General features: G+C 36.5%; 24 protein-coding genes and 2 tRNA genes. All 26 read left to right on the top strand.

Annotated features, from left to right (window positions below):
• Window positions 1–5: 5 nt before the first annotated feature.
• The gene (gene spoVT / locus ACODS7_RS15495; protein ID WP_000648306.1) at window positions 6–542 is read left to right on the top strand and encodes a stage V sporulation protein T; all 537 of its coding nucleotides are present in this window, start codon (window positions 6–8) and stop codon (window positions 540–542) included.
• Between the two features lie 230 nt (window positions 543–772).
• Window positions 773–2,374 (top strand): putative polysaccharide biosynthesis protein, encoded by a 1,602-nt coding sequence (locus ACODS7_RS15490; protein WP_016079514.1) that lies wholly within the window; start codon window positions 773–775, stop codon window positions 2,372–2,374.
• A gap of 12 nt (window positions 2,375–2,386) precedes the next feature.
• On the top strand, window positions 2,387–3,847 hold the full coding sequence (gene yabN / locus ACODS7_RS15485) for a bifunctional methyltransferase/pyrophosphohydrolase YabN (RefSeq protein ID WP_016079513.1): 1,461 nt from the start codon (window positions 2,387–2,389) through the stop codon (window positions 3,845–3,847).
• Window positions 3,848–3,861: 14 nt separating this feature from the next.
• Window positions 3,862–4,137, top strand: coding sequence for an RNA-binding S4 domain-containing protein (locus tag ACODS7_RS15480; RefSeq protein WP_001234876.1), 276 nt, complete (start codon window positions 3,862–3,864; stop codon window positions 4,135–4,137).
• 58 nt (window positions 4,138–4,195) lie between these two features.
• Window positions 4,196–4,504, top strand: coding sequence for a sporulation protein YabP (gene yabP, locus ACODS7_RS15475; protein WP_001059105.1), 309 nt, complete (start codon window positions 4,196–4,198; stop codon window positions 4,502–4,504).
• The gene (gene yabQ / locus ACODS7_RS15470; RefSeq protein WP_000059773.1) at window positions 4,501–5,154 is read left to right on the top strand and encodes a spore cortex biosynthesis protein YabQ; all 654 of its coding nucleotides are present in this window, start codon (window positions 4,501–4,503) and stop codon (window positions 5,152–5,154) included. Before yabP ends, yabQ begins: the two co-directional genes overlap by 4 nt.
• Window positions 5,151–5,510 (top strand): cell division protein DivIC, encoded by a 360-nt coding sequence (gene divIC, locus ACODS7_RS15465; protein WP_001208739.1) that lies wholly within the window; start codon window positions 5,151–5,153, stop codon window positions 5,508–5,510. Before yabQ ends, divIC begins: the two co-directional genes overlap by 4 nt.
• Before the next feature lie 87 nt (window positions 5,511–5,597).
• Complete coding sequence (locus ACODS7_RS15460; RefSeq protein WP_000021451.1) at window positions 5,598–6,083, top strand: S1 domain-containing RNA-binding protein; 486 nt, start codon at window positions 5,598–5,600, stop codon at window positions 6,081–6,083.
• Window positions 6,084–6,243: 160 nt separating this feature from the next.
• Window positions 6,244–6,317, top strand: a tRNA-Met gene (locus ACODS7_RS15455).
• 13 nt (window positions 6,318–6,330) lie between these two features.
• Window positions 6,331–6,402 (top strand) — tRNA-Glu (locus ACODS7_RS15450).
• Window positions 6,403–6,661: 259 nt separating this feature from the next.
• Entirely contained in the window at window positions 6,662–9,133 is a 2,472-nt protein-coding gene (gene spoIIE, locus ACODS7_RS15445) for a stage II sporulation protein E (RefSeq protein ID WP_001123551.1), read from the top strand.
• Between the two features lie 230 nt (window positions 9,134–9,363).
• Window positions 9,364–10,794 (top strand): tRNA lysidine(34) synthetase TilS, encoded by a 1,431-nt coding sequence (gene tilS / locus ACODS7_RS15440; protein WP_243168577.1) that lies wholly within the window; start codon window positions 9,364–9,366, stop codon window positions 10,792–10,794.
• Window positions 10,791–11,333 carry a hypoxanthine phosphoribosyltransferase gene (gene hpt, locus ACODS7_RS15435; protein WP_000981846.1) on the top strand — a complete coding sequence of 181 codons (543 nt, stop codon included), beginning with the start codon at window positions 10,791–10,793 and terminating at the stop codon, window positions 11,331–11,333. Before tilS ends, hpt begins: the two co-directional genes overlap by 4 nt.
• An 85-nt stretch (window positions 11,334–11,418) precedes the next feature.
• Window positions 11,419–13,329 (top strand): ATP-dependent zinc metalloprotease FtsH, encoded by a 1,911-nt coding sequence (gene ftsH / locus ACODS7_RS15430; RefSeq protein ID WP_243168576.1) that lies wholly within the window; start codon window positions 11,419–11,421, stop codon window positions 13,327–13,329.
• 244 nt (window positions 13,330–13,573) lie between these two features.
• Window positions 13,574–14,362, top strand: coding sequence for a type III pantothenate kinase (locus tag ACODS7_RS15425; RefSeq protein WP_016079509.1), 789 nt, complete (start codon window positions 13,574–13,576; stop codon window positions 14,360–14,362).
• Between the two features lie 6 nt (window positions 14,363–14,368).
• Window positions 14,369–15,244: a redox-regulated molecular chaperone HslO gene (gene hslO, locus ACODS7_RS15420; protein ID WP_243168575.1), complete on the top strand. Its 876-nt coding sequence runs from the start codon at window positions 14,369–14,371 to the stop codon at window positions 15,242–15,244.
• A 104-nt stretch (window positions 15,245–15,348) separates the two neighbouring features.
• On the top strand, window positions 15,349–16,272 hold the full coding sequence (gene cysK, locus ACODS7_RS15415) for a cysteine synthase A (protein ID WP_016079507.1): 924 nt from the start codon (window positions 15,349–15,351) through the stop codon (window positions 16,270–16,272).
• Between the two features lie 222 nt (window positions 16,273–16,494).
• Window positions 16,495–17,892 (top strand): aminodeoxychorismate synthase component I, encoded by a 1,398-nt coding sequence (pabB, locus tag ACODS7_RS15410; RefSeq protein ID WP_016079506.1) that lies wholly within the window; start codon window positions 16,495–16,497, stop codon window positions 17,890–17,892.
• Between the two features lie 5 nt (window positions 17,893–17,897).
• Complete coding sequence (gene pabA / locus ACODS7_RS15405; RefSeq protein ID WP_016079505.1) at window positions 17,898–18,485, top strand: aminodeoxychorismate/anthranilate synthase component II; 588 nt, start codon at window positions 17,898–17,900, stop codon at window positions 18,483–18,485.
• Window positions 18,479–19,351, top strand: a complete 873-nt coding sequence (pabC, locus tag ACODS7_RS15400; protein ID WP_043935433.1) for an aminodeoxychorismate lyase — start codon at window positions 18,479–18,481, stop codon at window positions 19,349–19,351. Before pabA ends, pabC begins: the two co-directional genes overlap by 7 nt.
• The gene (gene folP / locus ACODS7_RS15395) at window positions 19,326–20,186 is read left to right on the top strand and encodes a dihydropteroate synthase (protein WP_016079503.1); all 861 of its coding nucleotides are present in this window, start codon (window positions 19,326–19,328) and stop codon (window positions 20,184–20,186) included. Before pabC ends, folP begins: the two co-directional genes overlap by 26 nt.
• Window positions 20,187–20,549, top strand: coding sequence for a dihydroneopterin aldolase (gene folB / locus ACODS7_RS15390; RefSeq protein ID WP_016079502.1), 363 nt, complete (start codon window positions 20,187–20,189; stop codon window positions 20,547–20,549). It abuts the gene before it with no gap.
• Window positions 20,546–21,061, top strand: a complete 516-nt coding sequence (gene folK, locus ACODS7_RS15385) for a 2-amino-4-hydroxy-6-hydroxymethyldihydropteridine diphosphokinase (protein WP_016079501.1) — start codon at window positions 20,546–20,548, stop codon at window positions 21,059–21,061. Before folB ends, folK begins: the two co-directional genes overlap by 4 nt.
• On the top strand, window positions 21,013–21,216 hold the full coding sequence (locus ACODS7_RS15380) for a helix-turn-helix domain-containing protein (RefSeq protein ID WP_000387030.1): 204 nt from the start codon (window positions 21,013–21,015) through the stop codon (window positions 21,214–21,216). The genes folK and ACODS7_RS15380 overlap by 49 nt, the downstream gene beginning before the upstream one ends.
• 23 nt (window positions 21,217–21,239) lie before the next feature.
• Window positions 21,240–22,238, top strand: a complete 999-nt coding sequence (gene dusB, locus ACODS7_RS15375; protein ID WP_243168574.1) for a tRNA dihydrouridine synthase DusB — start codon at window positions 21,240–21,242, stop codon at window positions 22,236–22,238.
• 160 nt (window positions 22,239–22,398) lie between these two features.
• Window positions 22,399–23,898 carry a lysine--tRNA ligase gene (gene lysS, locus ACODS7_RS15370; RefSeq protein WP_016079499.1) on the top strand — a complete coding sequence of 500 codons (1,500 nt, stop codon included), beginning with the start codon at window positions 22,399–22,401 and terminating at the stop codon, window positions 23,896–23,898.
• The last annotated feature ends 352 nt before the right edge of the window (window positions 23,899–24,250 follow it).

The raw sequence follows: 24,250 nt of genomic DNA, 5'->3' as shown, positions 1-24,250 counted from the left end.
TTAGAATGAAAGCAACTGGAATCGTACGTCGAATTGATGATTTAGGCAGGGTAGTAATCCCGAAGGAAATTCGTAGAACTTTACGTATTCGAGAAGGAGACCCACTAGAAATATTTGTTGATCGCGATGGAGAAGTAATTTTAAAGAAGTATTCTCCAATTAGTGAACTAGGTGATTTTGCAAAAGAATATGCTGAGGCTTTATATGACAGCTTAGGACATAATGTGCTTGTGTGTGATCGAGATTCTATCATCGCAGTATCAGGCGTATCGAAAAAAGAATACTTAAATAAAAGTGTTGGCGATCTAATCGAAAAAACGATGGAAGAACGAAAGTCTGTTATTATGACGGACGAAAGTGATATTTCTATTATCGATGGTGTAACAGAAAAGGTTCATTCTTATACAGTTGGACCGATTGTTGCAAATGGAGACCCAATTGGAGCCGTCATTATTTTTTCAAAAGAAGCCATTATAAGCGAAATCGAGCATAAAGCGGTTAATACTGCTGCCAGTTTCTTAGCGAAACAAATGGAACAGTAAGGGTATATAGATTTTAGAAGTAGTAATCTTTCCTAATTATGATATTTCTTTTTGAGAAATCAATTATTTGGAGATACATGTATATTGAATGAAGGTAGCACTTTGCTACCTTTTTTCGTTGAATATTTTTAACGCGTAGGGACCTATTATTACCCGTGGTGGTAAGGGAGTTTGTGTTTTTCTTTATGATATAATACGAGAGGTGAGAATAGAAAAAGGAGTTTTCTTGTATGGAAGCGAAGAAGTATCAAGCCTTTTGGCGTGGGGCTATTATATTAACGATTGCAAGTTTTGTTACAAAGGTATTAAGCGCCTTTTACCGTATTCCATATCAAAATATAGCGGGGGATATTGGTTTTTATATTTACCAACAAATTTACCCGTTTTATGGATTTTGTTTAATTTTAGCTACTTATGGGTTTCCTGTTATCATTTCAAAAATGGTTGCAGAACGACTAGAGCGGGGAAAACAAAAAGAAGCAGAAGAAATTATTTGTGTATCTTTTTGGTTTTTATTAGGAATTGGTTTTATAGGCTTCTTTACATTGTTTTTTGGGGCCGAAACAATTGCGATAGCTATGGGTGATATGCATTTAGATAAGTTACTACGTGTTATTTCATTTTCATTCTTATTGATGCCATTTTTGTCTGTAGCAAGAGGTTATTTTCAAGGGTTCAATAATATGATGCCAACGGCTGTTTCGCAAGTAATAGAACAAACAATTCGGGTTTCCATTATTGTATTTTTATCGCTATTCCTAATTGCTCACGGATTTGATTTATATACAGTTGGTGCAGGGGCTATGTTAGGCTCAATTGCGGGTGGACTTATTGGGATTATTGTACTTATGTTGTATATGCGTCGAGATTTTCGTTCCATATTTTTTAAAAGTGTAGCGAGAATTAAGGGTAAAAGGAGGATAATTAAAATCCTTTTTTGGCAGGGATTAGCGATTTGTGTTAGTAATTTAGTGCTTATTTTTATACAGATGGCTGATTCAATGTCCTTGTACACCTTACTTATTGGTGCGGGAGAACAGGCTGAAAGTGCAAAAGTATTAAAGGGTGTTTATGATAGAAGTATTCCGCTAATGCAATTAGGTACTGTTGTGACGACTTCTTTCTCGTTATCACTTATTCCAATTATTACAGCGGCGAAGGAAAGAGGAGATCTTTCCTTTATTCAAGAAAAGGTAAAGTTAGCGATGAAAATAACATTTGTTATTGGATTTGCAGCAGCTATTGGGCTAACTTGTATTATTCAACCTACGAATATTATGTTGTTTGAAAATAGTGATGGATCAGATGTTTTATCTATTTTATCTTTATCTATTTTATTTAGTTCATTGTCAATTACGACGGCTTCTATTTTACAAGGGCTGGGACAAACATTTAAGCCAGCATTATTTGTTGTATTTGGAGGTTGCTTAAAGTTAGCGTTAAACTATATATTCATGCCTTATTTTGGTGTGAAAGGGGCAGCTTTTGCGACTTTATGTGCGTTAATTATAATTTCTGGACTAAATAGTTTGTTGCTTATGAGAGCTGTATCAGGGTCACTTATTAATAAGCGAAATATGTTAGGGATAGTAATTAGTGGTATCTGTATGGGGTTTGTATTAATGATGTTCACGCGTGTGTTGCAGATGTCTGGATTAGTAATTGATACGGAACATAGAGCGAGCGCGACGATTGAATCTTTGTTAGGTGTAGCCATCGGCGGATTGACATATATGTTTTTTATTTTAAAATTACGTGTATTTACAAAAAAAGAATTAGGAACCGTTATGAAACAAGAGAAAAAAGAAGGTTCATTGAAGAAGAGTGGATAGAGGTGACAGGTTGTGAGTGGAATCATTACTATTTTAGGTTTAGGTGCTGGTGAATTAGATCAGCTAACGATGGGTGTATATCGAAAAATAAAAGAAGCAGACCATCTGTTTGTTAGAACGAAGGAACATCCAGTTATAGAAGAATTGGAGAAAGAAGGCGTACAATATACGGCTTTTGATGCTGTATATGAAGCACATGATACGTTTGAAATTGTATATGAAACAATTGCGAATAAATTGCTAGAACAAGCTGAGGATACAGACGTTATCTATGCTGTTCCGGGGCATCCACTTGTAGCAGAAAGAACAGTTCAGCTACTGTTGGAAAAAGGTAAAGTTTCAAATATTGAAGTGCGAATTGAAGGTGGGCAAAGTTTCCTTGATCCTATGTTTGCAAGCCTAAAAATTGATCCGATTGAAGGATTCCAATTACTTGACGCTACATCATTTGAAAGAGGGCAATTAGAATTACGTCAACATTTAATCTTTTGCCAAGTATATGATGCATTCGTTGCATCTGATGTGAAATTAACATTAATGGAGATGTTGCCAGATGATTATGAAGTGTATATCGTAACAGCTGCAGGAACTTCATTTGAACAAGTAAAGAAGGTACCGTTGTACATGCTGGATCATGAAACGGAATTGAATAATTTAACGAGTGTGTATGTGCCGCCAGTTCAGGAGCGTGCGTCCTTGTATCAACAGTTTGATGTCCTTAGAGAAATTATTGCAGACCTTCGTGGTCCAAATGGTTGTCCGTGGGATAAAAAGCAAACACATCAATCATTAAAGAAATATTTAATTGAGGAAGCTTATGAAGTGTTGGAAGCAATTGATGAAGAGGATGATGATCACTTAGTAGAAGAATTAGGTGATATATTATTACAAGTTATGCTTCATGCTCAAATCGGAGAAGATGAAGGTTGGTTCTCTATAGATGATATCATTCGAACTCTATCTGAGAAAATGGTTCGTCGCCATCCGCATGTATTTGGAAATACGGATGTAAGCAATGCTGATGAAGTGATCGCAAATTGGGAAGAAATTAAAAAACAAGAAAAAGGATTTGTGAAAGAATCTGTTTTAAATGGCGTTCCAAAAAGTTTGCCGCAGTTACTACGCGCCTATGAAATTCAGAAGAAAGCTGGTAAGGTTGGATTTGATTGGGTTGATGTGCAACCGATGATAGAAAAAGCTTTGGAAGAATGGCAAGAATTCCAACAAGAAGTTACAAACATGGATGAGGAAAAGATGCTAGGTGAATTTGGTGATTTACTATTTGCATTTGTTAATATAGCCCGTCATTACAAAATAGATCCAGAAGAGGCATTACGTTCAACTAATGAGAAATTTACTAATCGTTTTTTATACATGGAGGCAAAAGTAGCTGAAATGAATAAAGAGATGAAAGATTTATCATTAGAACAGTTAGATGTTTTATGGGAAGAAGCGAAACAAACAGAGCGTTAATAGGGGGATTTACTATGCGTCTAGATAAGTTTTTAAAAGTGTCACGCTTAATAAAAAGAAGAACATTAGCGAAAGAAGTAGCTGATCAAGGAAGAATATCTATTAATGGTCAAGTGGCAAAAGCGAGTTCTGATGTGAAAGTAGCTGATGAATTAACAATTCGTTTTGGTCAAAAAATAGTGACTGTAAAAATAAATGAATTGAAAGAAACAACTAAAAAAGAAGATGCTGCAAATATGTATAGCTTAGTTCGCGAAGAAAAAGTAAAAGCGGAAGAAGGCTTGTTCTAAAATCGTGTATCCCCTCATACATTACTATTAGCTAGTAAAAACCTATGGGGGGATTTACGTGAATAATGGTTACTCACCTACGTCTTCTAATCAACAAAATGTTTCTGTAGAGCATGATATTATTATGCGTGGCAGGCGTGTAATTGATATTACTGGTGTGAAGCAAGTAGAGAGTTTTGATAGCGAGGAGTTTTTACTCGAAACCGTAATGGGTTTTTTAACGATTCGTGGTCAAAATTTACAAATGAAAAATTTAGATGTGGAAAAAGGCATTGTGTCGATTAAAGGGAAAGTTCATGAGATGCTGTATATTGATGAAAATCAAGGAGAAAAAACTAAAGGTTTCTTTAGTAAGTTGTTTAAATGAGCTTAACAATTCAGTTGTATACAATGCTTTCAATGATTGGAATGGGTGCTTGGATTGGAGCATCTTTAGATACATATCAACGTTTTTTAAAGCGTCAAGAGCGTAAACGTTGGCTTGTATTTATACATGATATATTATTTTGGATTGTCCAAGCATTATTCGTCTTTTATGTATTGCTTCTCGTAAATGAAGCTGAACTACGTATATATGTGTTTTTGGCATTATTATGTGGTTTTGCGGCATATCAAAGCTTACTGAAAGCACTATACATGAAGCTGTTAAATTTTCTCATCTATATTTTTATGCAAACAACATATTTTTTTGTTCGAATTATACAGCTACTCATGATAAAACCTGTTATTATTATAGCGCAGCTATTTATTGCATTTATATTATTCTTATTTCGTATACTGCTTTCAATTGGACATGTGTTATGGAAAATGGTGATTTGGATATTACTTTTCATATGGAAAGTTTTTTTCTGGCCTGTTCGATTTATTGCTTCGCTCATATGGAAACTTCTCCCTAATCGTGTTAAACTTTTTATAGTGAAACATATAGGGTTCCTGCAATATATAGCAAAATTGAAGGGGCATATCTTCCAACTATGGGAGCGTATAAAAAAGAAGTTAGGGGGACCTCGGAAATGAGGGAACTGAGACAAAGAACAATCGAAAAGCAGAGTCCAAATCCTGTTAAAGAGCATATAATACAAACGGATGAGAACAGGAAGCGACTTTATCGCCGTTTAGCGGTTTTTCTTGTCTTTACTTTTACAATTATTGCGAGCATTAGTGTAACGTTTTATCAACAAAACAGTTCCATTAAAGCAAAAGAAGCAAAAGTTAAGGACATGAAAAAAGAACTGGATTCATTAACGAATAAAGAAAAAAGTCTAAAAGACGAAGTTCAAAAGTTAAATGATGAAGAGTATGTATTAAAGATTGCTAGAAGGGATTATTTCTTCTCTGGTAAAGGGGAGATAATTTTTCCTGTTTCTAAGTAGAGTATGTCTTATTGACACTATATTTTAGGATTATATATAATAAAGTAAAATTTGACTTTTTAACCACTAAGGAGGAGCATTTTTTTTATGTCAATCGAGGTAGGCAGCAAGTTACAGGGTAAAGTAACAGGTATTACAAATTTTGGGGCTTTTGTGGAGCTGCCAGAAGGCTTAACTGGTCTTGTTCATATTAGTGAAGTTGCTGATAACTATGTAAAAGATATTAACGATCACTTAAAAGTGGGCGACCAAGTAGAAGTAAAAGTTATTAATGTTGAAAAAGATGGAAAGATTGGTTTATCTATCAAAAAAGCGAAAGAACGTGAAAAAACAGAAGGAGATCGTCCACGCGGTGAATACCAACGCGGTGGTGATCAACAACGTTCTGGACGTCCACAACGTAATAATCGCTCTTTCAACAGAGATAATCGCGGTGGCGGTAACGACCGAGCTCCAAAAGAAACATTTGAGCAAAAGATGGCACGCTTCTTAAAGGATAGCGAAGATCGCTTAACTTCTTTAAAGCGTAACACAGAGTCTAAACGTGGTGGCCGTGGCGCGCGTCGCGGATAATAAGGCCGTTTAGTTTTTAACATATAGAGAGGTACCCAGAGTGATGGCTCAGGGTGCTTTTTTATATGTTAAAATATATTTTTAAATTTTTTTTTGAGATGTGTTGACTTTAAATAATATCTGATGTAAGATACTAATTGTCCGTTAAATAAGACGACATGGCGGTGTAGCTCAGCTGGCTAGAGCGTACGGTTCATACCCGTGAGGTCGGGGGTTCGATCCCCTCCGCCGCTATATTTAATTTAACGGCCCGTTGGTCAAGTGGTTAAGACACCGCCCTTTCACGGCGGTAACACGGGTTCGAATCCCGTACGGGTCATCTAAAAAGATCATGCAAATTTGCATGATCTTTTTTTGTTGAATAAATTAAGATATACAACACTTCTACAAAATCACCCTATATTTTCTGAATATTTAATTAAAAATTCAAAAATAACTTACATACTGTGTATATCTGTAGAGTTATTTCGAATAAAAAGTCGAACGATTATAAAAGTGAAAACTGTTGTTTTGACAAAAATCCCAACAATCATCTTTTATAATGACAGTAATTAAACTATGCAGGTGGTGTTAAAAATATGCCTAAAGCAGGAAGGAATACTATGAATACAAGTGCATTGGCAATGAATGAGAGTCAGCTTGGAGGAATAAAGTGGACGAGTAAGTTGCGAATGAAATTTGAGCAAGTTTTCTTTAGATGGGGATTTATTATTGTTGTTATTGGTTTTCTTTTGGGACGAGCATATATATTAACAAATATTTTACCTTTTGCACTTCCGTTTTTTGCTGCTGTTTATGTTATGAAGCGGGATAAGATGCCGTTAGCATTTTTAGCTCTAATGGGAGGAGCTCTTTCAGTCTCGATAGATAATTTGTTTTTTACTTTTGCATCTATCTTTACTTTCTTCATTTATAATATCTTCTTTAGTAGATTTACACGTAAAACCGTTGGACTTGTTCCATTTCAAGTATTTATCTCCGCATTAACCGCACACTTAGTTGTTGTATACTTTGCACAACAAACTGTCACCATGTACGATTTACTCGTTAGTACCATTGAGGCTGGGCTTAGTTTCGTATTAACTATGATATTTTTACAAAGTGTCCCGCTTTTAGTGGAAAGGAAAGGAAAACAACAGGCATTAGAGACGGAAGAAATTGTTTGTTTGATTATATTACTAGCATCTGTTTTAACGGGTACAACAGATTGGTTTGTATATGATGCTTCTATTCAACATATTTTTACAAGGTATTTAGTACTAGTATTTGCATTTATTGCGGGTGCTGCTACAGGATCTACAGTGGGGGTCGTAACAGGATTGATATTAAGTTTAGCAAATGTGTCTAGTTTGTCTCAGCTTAGCCTTCTCGCTTTTTCTGGATTGCTTGGTGGGTTGTTAAAAGAAGGGAAGCGTTTAGGTGTTAGTTTAGGGTTATTAATAGGGACAAGCTTAATTACATTATATGTAGACAAGCAGACGAATATTGTAACAACTTTAATTGAGTCAGGTGTAGCGATTGCGATCTTCTTATTAACGCCAAAGCTTGTTTTGGATCGTATTGCTAAATTTATGCCAGGTACACAAGAGCATTCGCAAGATCAACAACAATATTTAAGAAGGATGCGTGATGTTACAGCAAACAAAATCAATCAATTTGCAAATGTATTTGCTGCTTTATCTAATAGCTTTTCTGTATATGGGTATGTAGAGGAAGAAGATAAAGAGACAGAAGCAGATTTGTTTTTGAGTACAATTACTGCGAAAACATGTCAAACATGCTTTAAAAAGGATCAATGCTGGGTAGTGAATTTCGATAAAACGTACGATTATATGAAACAAATAATGAGTGAAACGGAAGAAGGAACCCTGCAACATAATCGTAAATTAGTTCGTGAGTGGGACAAGCATTGTGTGAGAGGGAAAAAAGTGACAGATTTAGTAGCGGGTGAATTAGATCATTTCTATGAGGGACAAAAATTACGAAAACAAATGAAGGAAAATCGTAGAATAGTTGCGGAGCAACTATTAGGTGTATCAAAGGTTATGGAGGATTTTGCTAAGGAGATACAACGAGAGCGTGAAAATCATCAAGTGCAGGAAGAGCAGATTATGCAAGCGTTCCGTGATTTTGGTGTCGAAGTAGAGCATGTTGATATTTATTGTTTAGATAGAGGAAGTATTGATATTGAAATGTTGATTCCAGTTGCATCTAATGAACATGGTGAATGTGAAAAGTTAGTTGCACCGATGCTTTCGGATATCCTTAAAGAAAATATTGTCGTTAAACATGAAGAAAAGTCTTCTTATCCAAATGGCCACAGTTTAATATCATTTGGTTCGGCGAAGACGTACTCTCTTGATACAGGATTGGCTACAGCTGCAAAAGGTGGTGGATTTGTTTCGGGTGACTCTTATGCGATGATGGATTTAAGTGTTGGTAAATATGCACTTGCGATTAGTGATGGTATGGGAAATGGGCAAAGAGCTCATATGGAAAGTAAGGAAACGGTGAAATTATTACAAAAAATACTCCAATCGGGTATTGATGAAGAAATAGCAATTAAGTCTATCAATTCAATTCTTTCTTTGAGAACGACGGAAGAGATGTTTACGACATTAGATTTAGCTATGGTAGATTTACGAGATGCGAGTGCAAGGTTTTTAAAGATTGGATCAACACCGAGTTTTGTCAAACGCGCGAATAATATTTTGAAAATTGAAGCAAGTAACTTGCCGATGGGAATCATCGAGGATGTTGAAGTTGATGTGGTGGGTGAACAATTAAAAACGGGCGATATCCTTATTATGATGAGTGATGGGATTTTTGAGGGAGCACAGCATGTAGAGAATCATGAATTGTGGATGAAACGGAAAATTAAAGAATTGCAAACCGAAGACCCGCAAGAAATTGCTGATATCATTATGGAAGAAGTGATTCGCTCTTGTGATGGTTATATAAATGATGATATGACTATTGTAGTGGCAAAAGTGAAGAAAAATATGCCGAAGTGGGCTACGATTCCGATTGTAGGAATGCAGGCGCAGTAAAATGTAAGTGGAATGTTTATCTATAATTTGATTTTAAAAACCTAGGTGAATACCTAGGTTTTTTTGTGGGAAAAGGTAATGTTATTAATTTTGTGAATACACACGGAGGATGTAAAATAAAAATGTAATTTTTGTATATCTTTTTTTTGCACAATGTTTGTAAAAGTTGTACCATTATAAACAAGGTGACTAACGTTGCTGTTCTTGTTTAATGAAAGGTGATTGCGAAGTTGAAAGATACATTTGTTGAAAAAGTAGATGACTTTGTAAAGCAGCATGATGTATTAAAGAATGATTCAACGATTGTTGTGGGAGTTTCTGGTGGTCCTGACTCGTTAGCCCTTTTATATTATTTATTAGAAAAAAGAGCGGAAAAACAGTTGGAAATTGTAGTGGCTCATGTGGATCATATGTTTAGAGGTGAGGAATCTCATGAGGATTTACAGTTTGTGCAGGGCCTTTGTGAAGAACTAGGAATTATTTGTGAAACGATAAGGATTAATGTATCACAATATCAACAGCAATACGGGATGAATGCACAGGTTGCTGCTAGAGAATGCAGATATGCATTTTTGGAAAGAATAATGAAGAAATATGATGCAAGATATGTTGCACTTGGACATCATGGAGATGATCAAGTAGAGACAATTTTAATGCGTCTTGTAAGAGGGAGTACTCCGAAAGGATATGCAGGAATTGCAGTGAAGCGTCCTTTTCATAATGGGTATTTAATTAGGCCGTTACTTGGGGTAACGAAGGAAGAAATTGTTGATTACTGTAATAAGCTAAATTTAATTCCGCGTATAGATCCGAGTAATAAAAAGGAATTATATACAAGGAATCGATTACGTAAATATGTCCTTCCTCACTTAAAAGAAGAAAATCCACAAATGCATGAGAAATTCCAAAAATTTAGCGTGCAAATGCAAGAGGATGAGGCTTATTTGCAGGAATTAGCTTTTGAGAAAATGAATAAAGTAATTACAAAAAAAAGTGATAAACAAATTAGCTTATCAATTCCTGACTTTGAATCCATGTCTATGCCTTTACAAAGAAGAGGGATTCAACTAATATTAAACTATCTTTATGAATATAAGATTCCATCTTCTCTTTCTTCTATACATATTGACAAGGTGATTGAGTTTTTTAAGCGGACACAACCTTCAGGTTCACTTGATTTTCCAGGTGATTTGAAAATTGTTCGCACATACGAGGAGTGTAGCTTTAGATTTAAACAAGAAATTGCCTCTCCTTTTTTACAAGATTTATCAGTACCCGGGACCATTACAATATTGAACGGGGATGAATTTGTAACAGAGGTGAGCGAAGATATACCAAGTAACATGAATGAAACAGTATTTGTTGCTAAGTATAATGATATATCATATCCACTTCGTATTCGTTCTAGAGAAAATGGAGATCGCATGTCAATACAAGGTATGGATGGCACGAAAAAGATAAAAACTATTTTTATCGAAGCGAAAGTACCGAAAGAAAAAAGGGAAGAATGGCCGGTCGTTTGTGACGCAAGTGGGAACATTATTTGGGTACCCTTGTTGAAGCGATCTGCATTTGCAATTTCGAAAGAGATGGCAAAGAAGGATAAATATATGATTATTCACTACAAAAGCAAGGAGTCTTCCGGGAGGATAATGAAATGATGAATCAAGATATCGAAAAAGTATTAATTTCTGAAGAACAAATACAAGAAAAGGTGCGCGAACTAGGTGCAGTTATTGCAGAGGATTATAAAAACACAGTACCTCTTGCAATTGGTGTATTAAAAGGCGCAATGCCATTCATGGCAGATTTATTAAAGAGAACAGATACATATCTTGAAATGGATTTTATGGCTGTATCTAGTTATGGTCACTCTACAGTTTCAACAGGCGAAGTGAAAATTTTAAAAGATCTTGATACTTCTGTAGAAGGTCGCGATATTTTAATCGTCGAAGATATTATTGATAGTGGTCTTACACTAAGCTACTTAGTAGACTTATTCAAATATCGTAAAGCGAAGTCTGTAAAAATTGTTACATTATTAGATAAGCCAACAGGCCGTAAGGTTGATCTGAAAGCGGATTATGTTGGATTTACTGTTCCACATGAATTTGTAGTAGGATATGGATTAGATTATAAAGAGCAGTACCGTAATCTTCCTTATGTAGGCGTATTAAAACCAAGCGTTTACTCAAATTAATTAAATACAGGCTTTACAATTGTATAGGAAAGTTTTTCTATGTTACGATTTACTATAGTGTTTATGCCGTGAGAGGAGGTTAGGAATGAATCGTATCTTCCGTAATACCATCTTTTATTTACTGATATTCTTAGTAGTAATTGGAATCGTGAGCTATTTTAATGGTTCGACACAAAAAACGACATCAGTTAGCTACGACAAATTCATTACTAAACTAGAAAGCGGTGAAGTGCGTAATGTGCAACTTCAACCGAAAAATGGTGTATTTGAGGTAAAAGGACAATTCAATAAATCTAGCCAAGGAGAACAATTTGTTACTTATGCACCAAATACTGAGGAATTACAAAAGAAAATCAATGATAAAGCGAAAGGTGCCGAAGTTAAGTATCAACCAGCAGAAGAAACAAGTGCTTGGGTAACATTCTTTACTTCAATCATTCCGTTTGTCATCATCTTCATTTTATTCTTCTTCTTATTAAACCAAGCTCAAGGCGGCGGTAGCCGTGTTATGAACTTCGGGAAAAGTAAGGCGAAGTTATATAATGATGAAAAGAAAAAAGTTCGTTTCAGAGATGTTGCTGGGGCGGATGAAGAGAAACAAGAACTTGTTGAGGTAGTTGAATTCTTAAAAGACCCTCGTAAGTTTTCTGAAGTTGGTGCCCGTATTCCGAAGGGTGTCCTATTAGTTGGACCTCCAGGTACAGGTAAAACTTTATTAGCACGTGCTGTTGCAGGTGAGGCTGGCGTTCCATTCTTCTCTATCAGTGGTTCTGACTTTGTAGAGATGTTTGTCGGTGTCGGTGCATCACGTGTACGTGATTTATTTGAAAATGCAAAGAAAAATGCTCCTTGTATCATTTTCATTGATGAAATTGATGCAGTAGGTCGTCAACGTGGCGCAGGTCTTGGTGGTGGTCATGATGAGCGTGAGCAAACATTGAACCAGTTACTTGTTGAAATGGATGGATTCGGTGCAAACGAAGGTATTATTATCATTGCTGCGACAAACCGTCCAGACATTCTTGACCCAGCGTTATTACGTCCAGGTCGTTTTGACCGTCAAATTACAGTAGATCGTCCAGATGTAAATGGTCGTGAAGCTGTACTGAAAGTACATGCGCGTAATAAACCGCTTGATGAGCATATTAATTTAAGAGCAATTGCGACTCGTACACCAGGATTCTCTGGTGCGGATCTTGAAAACTTATTAAACGAAGCTGCTTTAGTAGCTGCACGTCGAGATAAGAAGAAAATTGATATGAGTGATATCGATGAAGCAACGGATCGTGTTATCGCAGGTCCAGCTAAGAAAAGTCGTGTTATCTCTGAAAAAGAACGTAATATCGTTGCTTTCCATGAAGCGGGCCATACTGTAATTGGTGTTGTTCTTGATGAAGCTGATGTCGTTCATAAAGTAACAATTGTCCCTCGTGGTCAAGCTGGTGGATATGCGGTAATGCTTCCGAAGGAAGATCGTTACTTCATGACAAAGCCAGAGTTACTTGATAAAATCACTGGTTTACTTGGTGGTCGAGTAGCTGAGGAAATTGTATTTGGTGAAGCAAGTACAGGTGCTCACAACGACTTCCAACGTGCGACTGGTATTGCAAGACGTATGGTTACGGAATTCGGTATGAGTGATAAGCTTGGACCGATGCAATTTGGTAGCTCACAAGGTGGTCAAGTATTCTTAGGAAGAGACTTCCATTCAGAACAAAACTACAGTGATGCAATCGCACATGAAATTGATGTGGAAATGCAAACAATTATTAAAGACTGTTATGCTCGTGCAAAACAAATTCTTACTGAAAAACGAGATAAGCTTGATATTATCGCGAAAACGTTACTTGAAGTAGAAACATTAGATGCAGAGCAAATTAATCATTTATATGATTATGGCAGATTACCTGAGCGTCCAACATCTTCAGATGATGTGAAAGTAAACATCAATATGAAGAAAGACGATGAAGATAAAGAAGATAAAGAAGATAAGTAAGAAATGAAGGAGTGACTATTGTCACTCCTTTTTTGTTTGTTAAGATTTTTATTAATTATTATTGAGAGTTTAGTGGATAAAGTAATTTAAGTAAAACTGGTATTAAAAATTGAAATAGAGAGCAATCTTTTTGTAAAATGATGAGGATAGGAAAGCTGATTATATAGGTATGTGTGATATGATGTTTTTATAAGTTTTATACATACTACACAAATATAGATTAAATAAGATAAGTGGTGAGAATATGATTTTTGTATTGGATGTAGGGAACACAAATGCTGTACTAGGCGTGTTTGAAGAGGGGGAACTTCGTCAGCATTGGCGCATGGAAACAGATCGTCATAAGACAGAAGATGAATATGGAATGCTTGTAAAACAGTTACTTGATCATGAGGGTCTTTCGTTTGAAGATGTGAAAGGTATTATTGTGTCTTCGGTCGTACCACCAATTATGTTCGCTTTAGAACGTATGTGTGAAAAATATTTTAAAATTAAACCGCTTGTAGTAGGGCCTGGAATAAAAACGGGGCTAAATATTAAATATGAAAATCCGCGTGAAGTAGGCGCAGACCGAATTGTAAATGCAGTAGCAGGAATCCACTTGTATGGAAGTCCGCTTATTATTGTTGATTTTGGTACGGCTACTACATATTGTTATATTAACGAAGAAAAGCATTATATGGGTGGAGTTATTACGCCAGGAATTATGATTTCAGCAGAGGCTTTATATAGTAGGGCGGCAAAACTTCCTCGTATTGAAATTACAAAACCGAGCAGTGTTGTTGGGAAGAATACAGTAAGTGCGATGCAATCAGGTATTCTTTATGGTTATGTAGGACAAGTGGAAGGTATTGTTAAGCGTATGAAAGAGGAAGCTAAACAAGAACCGAGAGTTATTGCAACAGGTGGATTGGCGAAATTAATTTCAGAAGAATCGAATGTAATTGATATTGTAGATCCATTTTTAACGTTAAAAGGCTTGTATATGTTATATGAGCGTAATGCAAATTTACAGCATGAGAAAGGTGAATAAATACGTATGAAAGATTATTTAGTAAAAGCGTTAGCGTTTGATGGAGAAGTACGTGCGTATAGTGTACGTACAACAAATACAGTAAGTGAGGCACAAAGACGCCATGATACATGGAGGACAGCTTCGGCGGCACTTGGTCGTTCTTTAACTGCAGGTACAATGATGGGTGCGATGTTAAAAGGTGATCAAAAGTTAACGATTAAAGTAGAAGGTAATGGACCGATTGGCCTTATCTTAGTGGATGCTCATGCAAATGGAGAAGTACGTGGCTATGTAACGAATCCACATGTTGATTTTGAAGGAACAGAACAAGGGAAATTACGTGTATATCAAGCGGTAGGTACAGAAGGATTTGTAACAGTAATTAAAGATATTGGTATGCGTGAGCCGTTTATCGGTCAATCTCCAATCGTTTCGGGAGAACTAGGGGAAGATTTCACGTATTATTTCGCAGTTTCTGAGCAGACGCCTTCTTCTGTTGGTGTGGGTGTCCTTGTAAATGGAGATGACAGCGTATTAGCGGCGGGTGGATTTATCCTTCAAATTATGCCGGGCGCACAGGAAGAAACAATTTCATTCATTGAAGATCGTTTGCAAAAAATCCCGCCTGTATCAACATTGATCGAACAAGGTCTTTCTCCAGAAGAGCTACTATACGCAGTCCTTGGAGAAGATAAAGTAAAAGTATTGGAAACAATGGATGTTCAATTTAATTGTACTTGCTCACGTGAACGTATCGAGAGTGTGTTAATTAGTTTAGGTAAAACAGAGTTAGAGCAAATTCGTGAAGAAGAAGAAGAGACAGAAGTTCATTGTCATTTCTGTAATGAACGATACAAGTTCTCTAAAGAAGATATTACAAATTTAATTGAGAATTTGTAATAAGGGGATTAACCCTCCAAAGAGATTGACAAACAGGGAATTTTCTGACAAAATCTAAATATAGATAAAACCAATAAAAATACTCGGTGTTAGGAGTGACAGGAATGCGAGTGGCACAATCAGTTTCAGAATTAATCGGGAAAACGCCGATCGTTAAGTTGAACCGCATCGTAGAATCAGATAGCGCAGATATATACTTAAAACTAGAGTTTATGAATCCGGGGAGCAGCGTTAAAGATCGTATTGCACTAGCTATGATTGAAGATGCTGAAAAAAAGGGATTGTTAAAAGAGGGCGATACAATCATTGAGCCAACAAGTGGTAACACAGGAATTGGTTTAGCGATGGTAGCGGCTGCTAAAGGATATAATGCAATTTTAGTAATGCCAGAAACAATGAGTATTGAGCGTCGTAATTTATTGCGTGCTTACGGTGCTGAATTAGTATTGACTCCAGGTCCTGAAGGAATGGGTGGAGCAATTCGTAAAGCAACTGAATTAGCAAAAGAGCATGGTTACTTTATACCGCAACAGTTCCAAAATCAATCAAATCCACAAATTCATCGTTTAACAACAGGTCCAGAAATTGTTGAACAAATGGGTGATCAATTAGATGCGTTTATTGCAGGTATTGGTACAGGTGGAACGATTACTGGTGCTGGTGAAGTGCTGAAGGAAGCATATGAAGGTATTAAAATTTATGCAGTAGAACCTGCAGATTCGCCAGTATTATCTGGTGGGAAACCGGGTCCGCATAAAATCCAAGGAATTGGGGCGGGATTTGTTCCAGAGACATTGGATGTAGAAGTATATGATGAAATTATTCAAGTGAAAACAGAGCAAGCATTTGAATATGCGAGAAGAGTGGCTAAAGAGGAAGGTATTTTAGTTGGTATCTCTTCAGGCGCAGTTATTTATGCAGCAACAGAAATTGCGAAAAAGTTAGGTAAGGGGAAAAAGGTACTTGTTATTATCCCAAGTAACGGCGAACGTTATTTAAGTACACCACTTTATCAATTTGAATCATAATTAAACGCGATTGAAAAAGCATCCTTGAAAAAGGATGCTTTTTCTTTTTGGATTGGAAATAGGAAAAGAGTGAATGACTAGAAAACTTCATGTAAAATAAGAGGTAGTATAATTAATTTATTTTCACTAGCCTTCGAGTATAATCAATCTCTATATAAATAACTTATGTAGTTTGAGCTGGTTCATCTAAGAGGGTGGGATAAAAGAAGACGGGGTGTTGATATGCAACGAAGAAAATCTTTAGCGCTTTCTATTCCATATCAGTTAGATTTCTTTAAGCAATATAAATTTCTTTCTCAGGGTAAATCACAACATATTTTGTTAGAAAGCGGCCGTGGCGGTCGTTATAACATTGTAGGGCTGAACCCGGTAGCGGTAATCCGAGGGAAGGATGAAACGTTACATATAAGTGAAAGTGGTAAGGAAACAATAAAACGAGGGAATCCATTAGATTTAATGCAAGAATATATGGAGCAATGGAAAACAGACTATAATCCAGAGTATCCGCCTTTTCAAGGTGGTGCAATTGGCTATTTCAGTTATGACTGTATCCGTTATATTGAAAAGCTGCCTTCTCTTGCGGAAGATGATATTAATATACCTGACATCTTCTTTTTATTATTTGACGACGTATTTGTCTATGATCAAAAAGAACAAGTGTTATGGATTATTACGCATTATGTAGATAAATATGAAGAGGCGAAAGAACGGTTAAATGAGTGGAAGAGTCTTTGGGCGACAGAAGCGCCTGAAGTGACCGTGCCTTTTGAAAGTCCTGAAAAGAAAAGTGAAGCAGTTGCTTTTACTGAAGCAAGCTTTATGAAGGCAGTTGAATGTATTCAAGAATATATTGGTGCTGGTGATGTGTTCCAAGTAAACTTGTCGACGAGACAAGAAAGAACGTTACAAACACACCCACTAGAAATTTATACAAGTCTTCGTGAAATTAATCCATCGCCATATATGGGTTACTTGGAGCTTGGAGATTTTCAAATTGTTAGTGGATCGCCAGAGTTGTTAATTAAGAAACAGGGAACCGAAGTAAGTACAAGACCAATTGCTGGAACAAGATCTAGAGGCGCGGATGAGCAAGAGGATGAAGAATTAGCAAGAGAATTAATTGAGAACGAAAAAGAAAGAGCAGAGCATGTAATGCTTGTAGATTTAGAACGAAATGATTTAGGGCGCGTTTGTAAATATGGCACTGTAGAAGTCGATGAATTTATGGTAATTGAAAAGTATTCACATGTTATGCATATCGTTTCCAATGTGCGTGGTGAGGTGGAAGAAGATAAGGATGCTTTCGATTTAGTGAAAGCTGTATTCCCTGGTGGAACAATTACTGGTGCCCCGAAAATCCGTACGATGGAAATAATTGAGGAATTAGAACCTGTCCGTAGAGGGATTTATACAGGTTCAATCGGTTGGATTGGTTATTCTGGGGATACAGAATTGAATATTGTAATTAGAACACTTCTTGCTAAAGATGGAAAAGCTCATGTACAAGCGGGAGCGGGAATTGTAATTGATTCAAATCCGGAAAATGAATATAAAGAGTCGTTAAAAAAGGCGATTGCTTTATGGCGTGCAAAAGAACGTAGCGAAGAAACGGTTAGGTGAGAGAAATGATATTAATGATTGATAATTATGATTCCTTTACATTTAATTTAGTGCAGTTTCTTGGAGAACTTGGACAAGAGCTTGTTGTTAAGCGTAATGATGAAGTGAGTATTGCAGATATTGAGAATATGAAACCAGATTTTCTAATGATTTCGCCAGGTCCATGTAGTCCTAATGAAGCGGGGATTAGTATGGAAGTTATTAAATACTTTGCTGGGGAGATTCCGATTTTTGGAGTTTGTCTTGGGCATCAATCGATTGCGCAAGTATTTGGTGGAGAAGTTGTTCGTGCAGAGCGATTAATGCATGGAAAAACGTCGCTTATGCATCATGATGGGAAAACGATTTTCTTAGATGTTCCTAATCCATTTACTGCAACGCGTTATCATTCCCTGATTGTTAAGAAAGAGTCATTGCCAGATTGTTTAGAGGTAACATCTTGGACAGAGGAAGGGGAAATTATGGCGATTCGTCATAAGACACTGCCGATAGAGGGTGTACAATTCCATCCGGAATCTATTATGACTTCTCATGGGAAAGAGTTGTTGCAGAATTTCATTCGTAAATACAGTCCAAGTGCGACATTATGTTAATTTACGTAAATGGCCAGTATGTAGAAGCAAGTGAAGCGAGAATTTCTCCTTATGACCATGGCTATTTATATGGGCTGGGGGTTTTTGAGACATTTCGTATTTATAATGGTCATCCTTTTTTGTTAGATGATCATTATAACCGTTTAATAGGTGCGCTAGATACATTGCAAATTAAATGGACAATGACAAAAGATGACGTGATGCTTATTTTGAAGAATCTACTCGCTAAGAATGAATTGGAACATGCGTATGTACGTTTTAATGTATCGGCGGGTGTAGATGAAATAGGATTGCAAACGGAAATGTATGAAGAGCCTTCGGTTATTGTTTTTATAAAACCTTTAACAGCTCCAGAAGATGTAGTAGAAAAAGAAGGGGTTATTTTAAAACAAGTGCGAAATACACCAGAAGGAGCATTTCGTCTGAAGTCTCATCATTATTTAAATAATATTTTAGGGAAGCGTGAAATTGGAAATGTTGTGAGCAGGGAAGGTATTTTCCTTACTGAAGCAGGTTATGTTGCAGAGGGTATTGTTTCGAATCTCTTTTTTGTGAAAGGTGATGTTTTATATACACCTTCGTTAGAAACAGGAATTTTAAATGGTATCACTCGTGCGTTTATTATAAAAAGTGCTGAAGAATTGAATATAGAAGTAAATGAAGGTTTCTTTACAAAAGATGAATTACTTTCAGCAGATGAAGTCTTTGTAACAAACTCAATTCAAGAAATTGTTCCGCTTTATCGTATAGAAGCGCAGGATTTCCCGGGGAAAGTGGGAGTGGTTACAAAAAGTTTAATGTATCTTTATGGAATGCAGAGAGAGAAATTGTGGAGCAGAAATGAATTACGAAGAGGAGATGTGTAGTTTGAAGTGGGATTATGATTTACGCTGCGGCGAATATACATTGAATTTAAATGAAAAGACATTAATTATGGGGATTTTAAATGTAACACCAGATTCGTTTTCTGATGGTGGGAGTTACAACGAGGTAGATGCTGCGGTACGTCACGCAAAAGAAATGCAAGGTGAAGGTGCTCATATTATTGATATTGGTGGCGAATCTACTCGCCCGGGTTTTGCTAAAGTATCAGTAGAAGAAGAAATAAAGCGAGTTGTCCCGATGATTCAAGCAGTTTCAAAAGAGGTGAAATTGCCTATATCTATCGATACATATAAAGCTGAAGTTGCAAAGCAAGCAATTGAGGCTGGTGCTCATATTATTAATGATATTTGGGGAGCGAAGGCGGAGCCGAAAATTGCTGAAGTCGCAGCCCATTATGATGTACCTATCATTTTAATGCATAACCGCGATAATATGAATTATCGTAATTTAATGGCCGATATGATTGCTGATTTGTATGACAGTGTTAAAATTGCTAAAAATGCTGGTGTGCGAGATGAGAATATTATTTTAGATCCAGGTATCGGTTTTGCTAAAACACCTGAGCAAAACTTAGAGGCGATGCGTAATTTAGAACAGTTAAATGTGCTAGGTTATCCGGTTCTCTTAGGTACTTCGAGAAAGTCCTTTATTGGGCACGTATTAGATTTGCCAGTAGAGGAACGTCTTGAGGGAACGGGAGCTACTGTTTGTCTTGGTATTGAAAAGGGCTGTGAGTTTGTTCGTGTCCATGATGTGAAAGAAATGGCGCGTATGGCTAAGATGATGGATGCAATGATTGGTAAGGGGGTAAAGTAATTGGATAAAATTTATATCCATGATATGGAGTTTTATGGTTATCATGGTGTATTCCCAGAGGAAAATAAATTAGGGCAGAGATTTAAAGTTGATTTAACGGTGGAAATAGATTTAAAACGCGCGGGAGAAAGTGATGACTTAGAGCATTCGGTCAATTATGGAGAGCTTTTTGAATTATGTAGAATAGTTGTCGAGGATAGAAGGTATAAGCTTGTAGAGAGTATCGCTGAAAATATTGCCTCAGACATATTAAAGCAATATGGAAGTATTTCACGGTGTACAATTAAGGTAATTAAACCGGATCCGCCGATACCGGGCCATTATCGCGCTGTAGCAGTAGAAATTACGAGAGAACGTCCATGAATAATATAGCGTACATTGCATTAGGGTCAAATATTGGAGAGCGTTATACGTATTTAACTGAAGCGATTCAGTTTTTAAATAAAAGTCCGTATATTCAAGTTGATGATGTTTCGTCAGTGTATGAAACTGATCCAGTTGGCTATACTGACCAAAGTTGTTTTTTAAATTTAGTTATAAAAATTTCTACCAATTTATCACCGCAAGAATTATTGAAAGTAACACAAAAAGTAGAAAATGACCTAGGAAGAAAAAGGGAAATTAGGTGGGGGCCAAGGACTATCGACCTTGACATTTTACTTTATAATCAAGAAAATATTGAAGCAGAGAATCTTATTGTTCCGCATCCGCGGATGTTTGAAAGAGCTTTTGTTATCGTTCCGTTGTTAGAGATTAACCAAAATATAAAACAAAACATTTCACGTTCACAAGTAGAAGAAATGAAAAGGCGAGAGGGAGTAACGGTATGGAAGCAGAAAAATGGGGAAGACGCATTCGTGCTTTTCGAAAGCTAAAAGGCTACACGCAAGAAGGTTTTGCTAAAGAATTAGGGGTATCTGTATCTGTTTTAGGTGAAGTTGAGAGAGGGAATCGATCGCCTTCTCAAGATTTTGTAGTAGAAGTTGCTAAGGCATTAAATGTTTCGATAGATGAATTAATGCCAAAGTGACTGTGCAGGAAGGAGTAGGTTGATTGTTAAAGATTGCAAATATTGAGATGAAAAATCCGGTTGTATTAGCACCGATGGCGGGAGTGTGTAACTCTGCATTCCGTTTAACAGTGAAAGAATTTGGTGCAGGTTTAGTTTGTGCTGAAATGGTAAGTGATAAGGCAATATTGCTTAATAACAAAAGAACATTAGATATGTTATATATCGATGAGAGAGAAAAACCATTAAGTTTACAAATTTTCGGTGGAGAGAAAGAAACTCTTGTAGATGCTGCGAAATACGTAGATAAATATACGACAGCAGACATTATTGATATTAATATGGGTTGCCCAGTACCGAAAATTGTTAAATGTGATGCGGGGGCAAGGTGGCTTTTAGACCCAAATAAAATATATGAAATGGTAGCTGCGGTTGTAGATGCTGTTGAAAAGCCGGTTACGGTTAAAATGCGTATCGGTTGGGATGAAGAACATATTTTCGCAATAGAAAATGCTAGAGCTGTTGAGCGTGCTGGTGGACAAGCTGTGGCGGTTCACGGACGTACGCGAGTGCAAATGTATGAAGGAAAAGCGGATTGGGATATCATTAAACAAGTAAAGCAAGTTGTAAATATCCCAGTTATCGGAAATGGTGATGTCGAAACACCGCAAGATGCGAAGCGTATGATTGATGAGATTGGTGTAGATGGTGTTATGATTGGCCGTGCAGCTCTTGGGGATCCATGGATGATTTATCGAACGGTAAAGTATTTAGAGACAGGTGAATTAATGCCGGAACCAACAGTGCGTGAGAAAATTGATGTATGTATGTTACATCTAGATCGCCTTATCGATTTAAAGAACGAAAATGTTGCTGTAAGAGAGATGAGAAAGCATGCAGCTTGGTATTTAAAAGGTGTTCGTGGTAATGCAAGTGTGCGTAATGGCATCAATACTTGCAACACACGTGAAGACCTTGCGAATGTATTAGGTGAATTTGTAGAAGAAGTAGAGGCGAAACAACAAACAATTTACGTTGGTTAATAGGGGGACGGAGAAGATTGACATTCTTCTACACACTTCCTATAATTACGTGAAAGAAAGAAGAACTGCCAGTTAGTTGCTGGCAGTTTTTCTAGTTGAGTAGAAAATGCTATACTGTATATATTGTAAAAATTAATAGAGCTGGAGTGATATCAATATCATGGATAACATGAACCACGAAGAATTAAACGACCAATTGCTTGTTCGTCGTGAAAAGCTACATAATTTACGTGAGCAAGGAATCGATCCGTTCGGTAAAAGATTTGAACGCACAAATTCAACAACCGACTTAGTAAGTCTATATGGAGAATTCTCTAAAGAAGAATTAGAAGAGAAAGGAATCACTGTTTCTATCGCTGGTCGTATTATGACAAAACGCGGTAAAGGAAAAGCTGGATTCGCGCACATTCAAGATTTACATGGACAAGTTCAAATTTACGTTCGCAAAGATACTGTTGGAGATGAAGAGTACGAGTTATTTACGACAGCAGATTTAGGTGACTTAGTAGGTATTGAAGGTAAAGTGTTCAAAACAAACGTTGGAGAACTTTCAGTAAAAGCAACAGGATTTACGCTTTTAACGAAATCTCTTCGTCCATTACCGGATAAATATCATGGATTAAAAGATGTTGAACAACGATACCGTCAACGTTACTTAGACTTAATTACAAGTATGGAAAGTCGTGAAACATTTGTTACTCGTAGTAAAATCATTCGTGAAATGAGAAGATATTTAGATGATAACGGTTATCTTGAAGTAGAAACGCCTATGATGCACGCGATTGCAGGTGGAGCGTCTGCTCGTCCTTTCACTACGCATCATAATGCGTTAGATATGGAATTATATATGCGTATCGCAATTGAACTTCATTTAAAACGTCTTATTGTGGGCGGATTAGAAAAAGTTTATGAGATCGGCCGTGTATTCCGTAATGAGGGTGTATCAACTCGTCATAACCCTGAGTTTACGATGATTGAATTATATGAAGCGTACGCTGATTATAATGATATTATGAAACTAACAGAAAATATGGTTGCTCATATTGCCAAAAAAGTATTGGGTACAACAACAATCCAATATGGTGATTATGAAATTAATCTAGAACCAGAATGGACACGTCTTCATATGGTAGATGCGATTAAGCAACACTCTGGAGCGGATTTCTGGAATCCAATGAGTGTAGAAGAAGCGCGTGAGCTTGCAAAAGAACATAATGTAGAAATTAAAGATACAATGGAAGTTGGTCATATTATAAATGAATTCTTCGAACAAAAAGTAGAAGATAAATTAATCCAACCAACATTTATTTACGGTCATCCGGTAGAAATTTCGCCACTTGCGAAAAAGAATGACGAAGATCCACGATTCACAGATCGTTTCGAATTATTTATCGTTGCACGTGAACATGCAAATGCATTCACTGAGTTAAATGATCCAATCGATCAAAAAGAACGTTTTGAAGCGCAATTAAAAGAGCGCGAACAAGGTAATGACGAAGCTCATATGATGGATGACGATTATATTGAAGCTCTTGAGTACGGTATGCCTCCTACGGGTGGGTTAGGAATTGGTATTGATCGTCTAGTTATGTTATTAACAAATGCACCATCTATTCGTGATGTATTATTATTCCCTGCTATGCGCCATAAACAAGACTAAGCTTTGGAGATTTCTCCAAAGCTTTTTTTATTTGAGTATGAGTTGCGTGGGTATAATAGATCTTGATGGTGCGAGAAATTATATTTATATAGAAGAAATGTGCTGTTTTTATACTTTTTTACTAAGTTAAAAATTTTATTAGAAAAACTATTGCATTTTAATAATTAAACTGGTATATTTATATCCGTTGCCACGAAAGGTAACAAGCAAAACAAACGAAAAACAACTTATTGAAAAAAGTTGTTGACGAAAATATAACAAAATGTTATATTGATAAAGTCGCTTATGAGCGACAACGTAGTTCTTTGAAAACTGAACGAAACAAACAACGTGAAACGTCAATTTTTATTTT

The sequence above is a fragment of the Bacillus sp. FG16 genome (assembly GCF_057809515.1).
The sequence above is the reverse complement of the archived record's forward strand: the minus strand, read 5'-3'. Positions and strand labels throughout refer to the sequence as shown.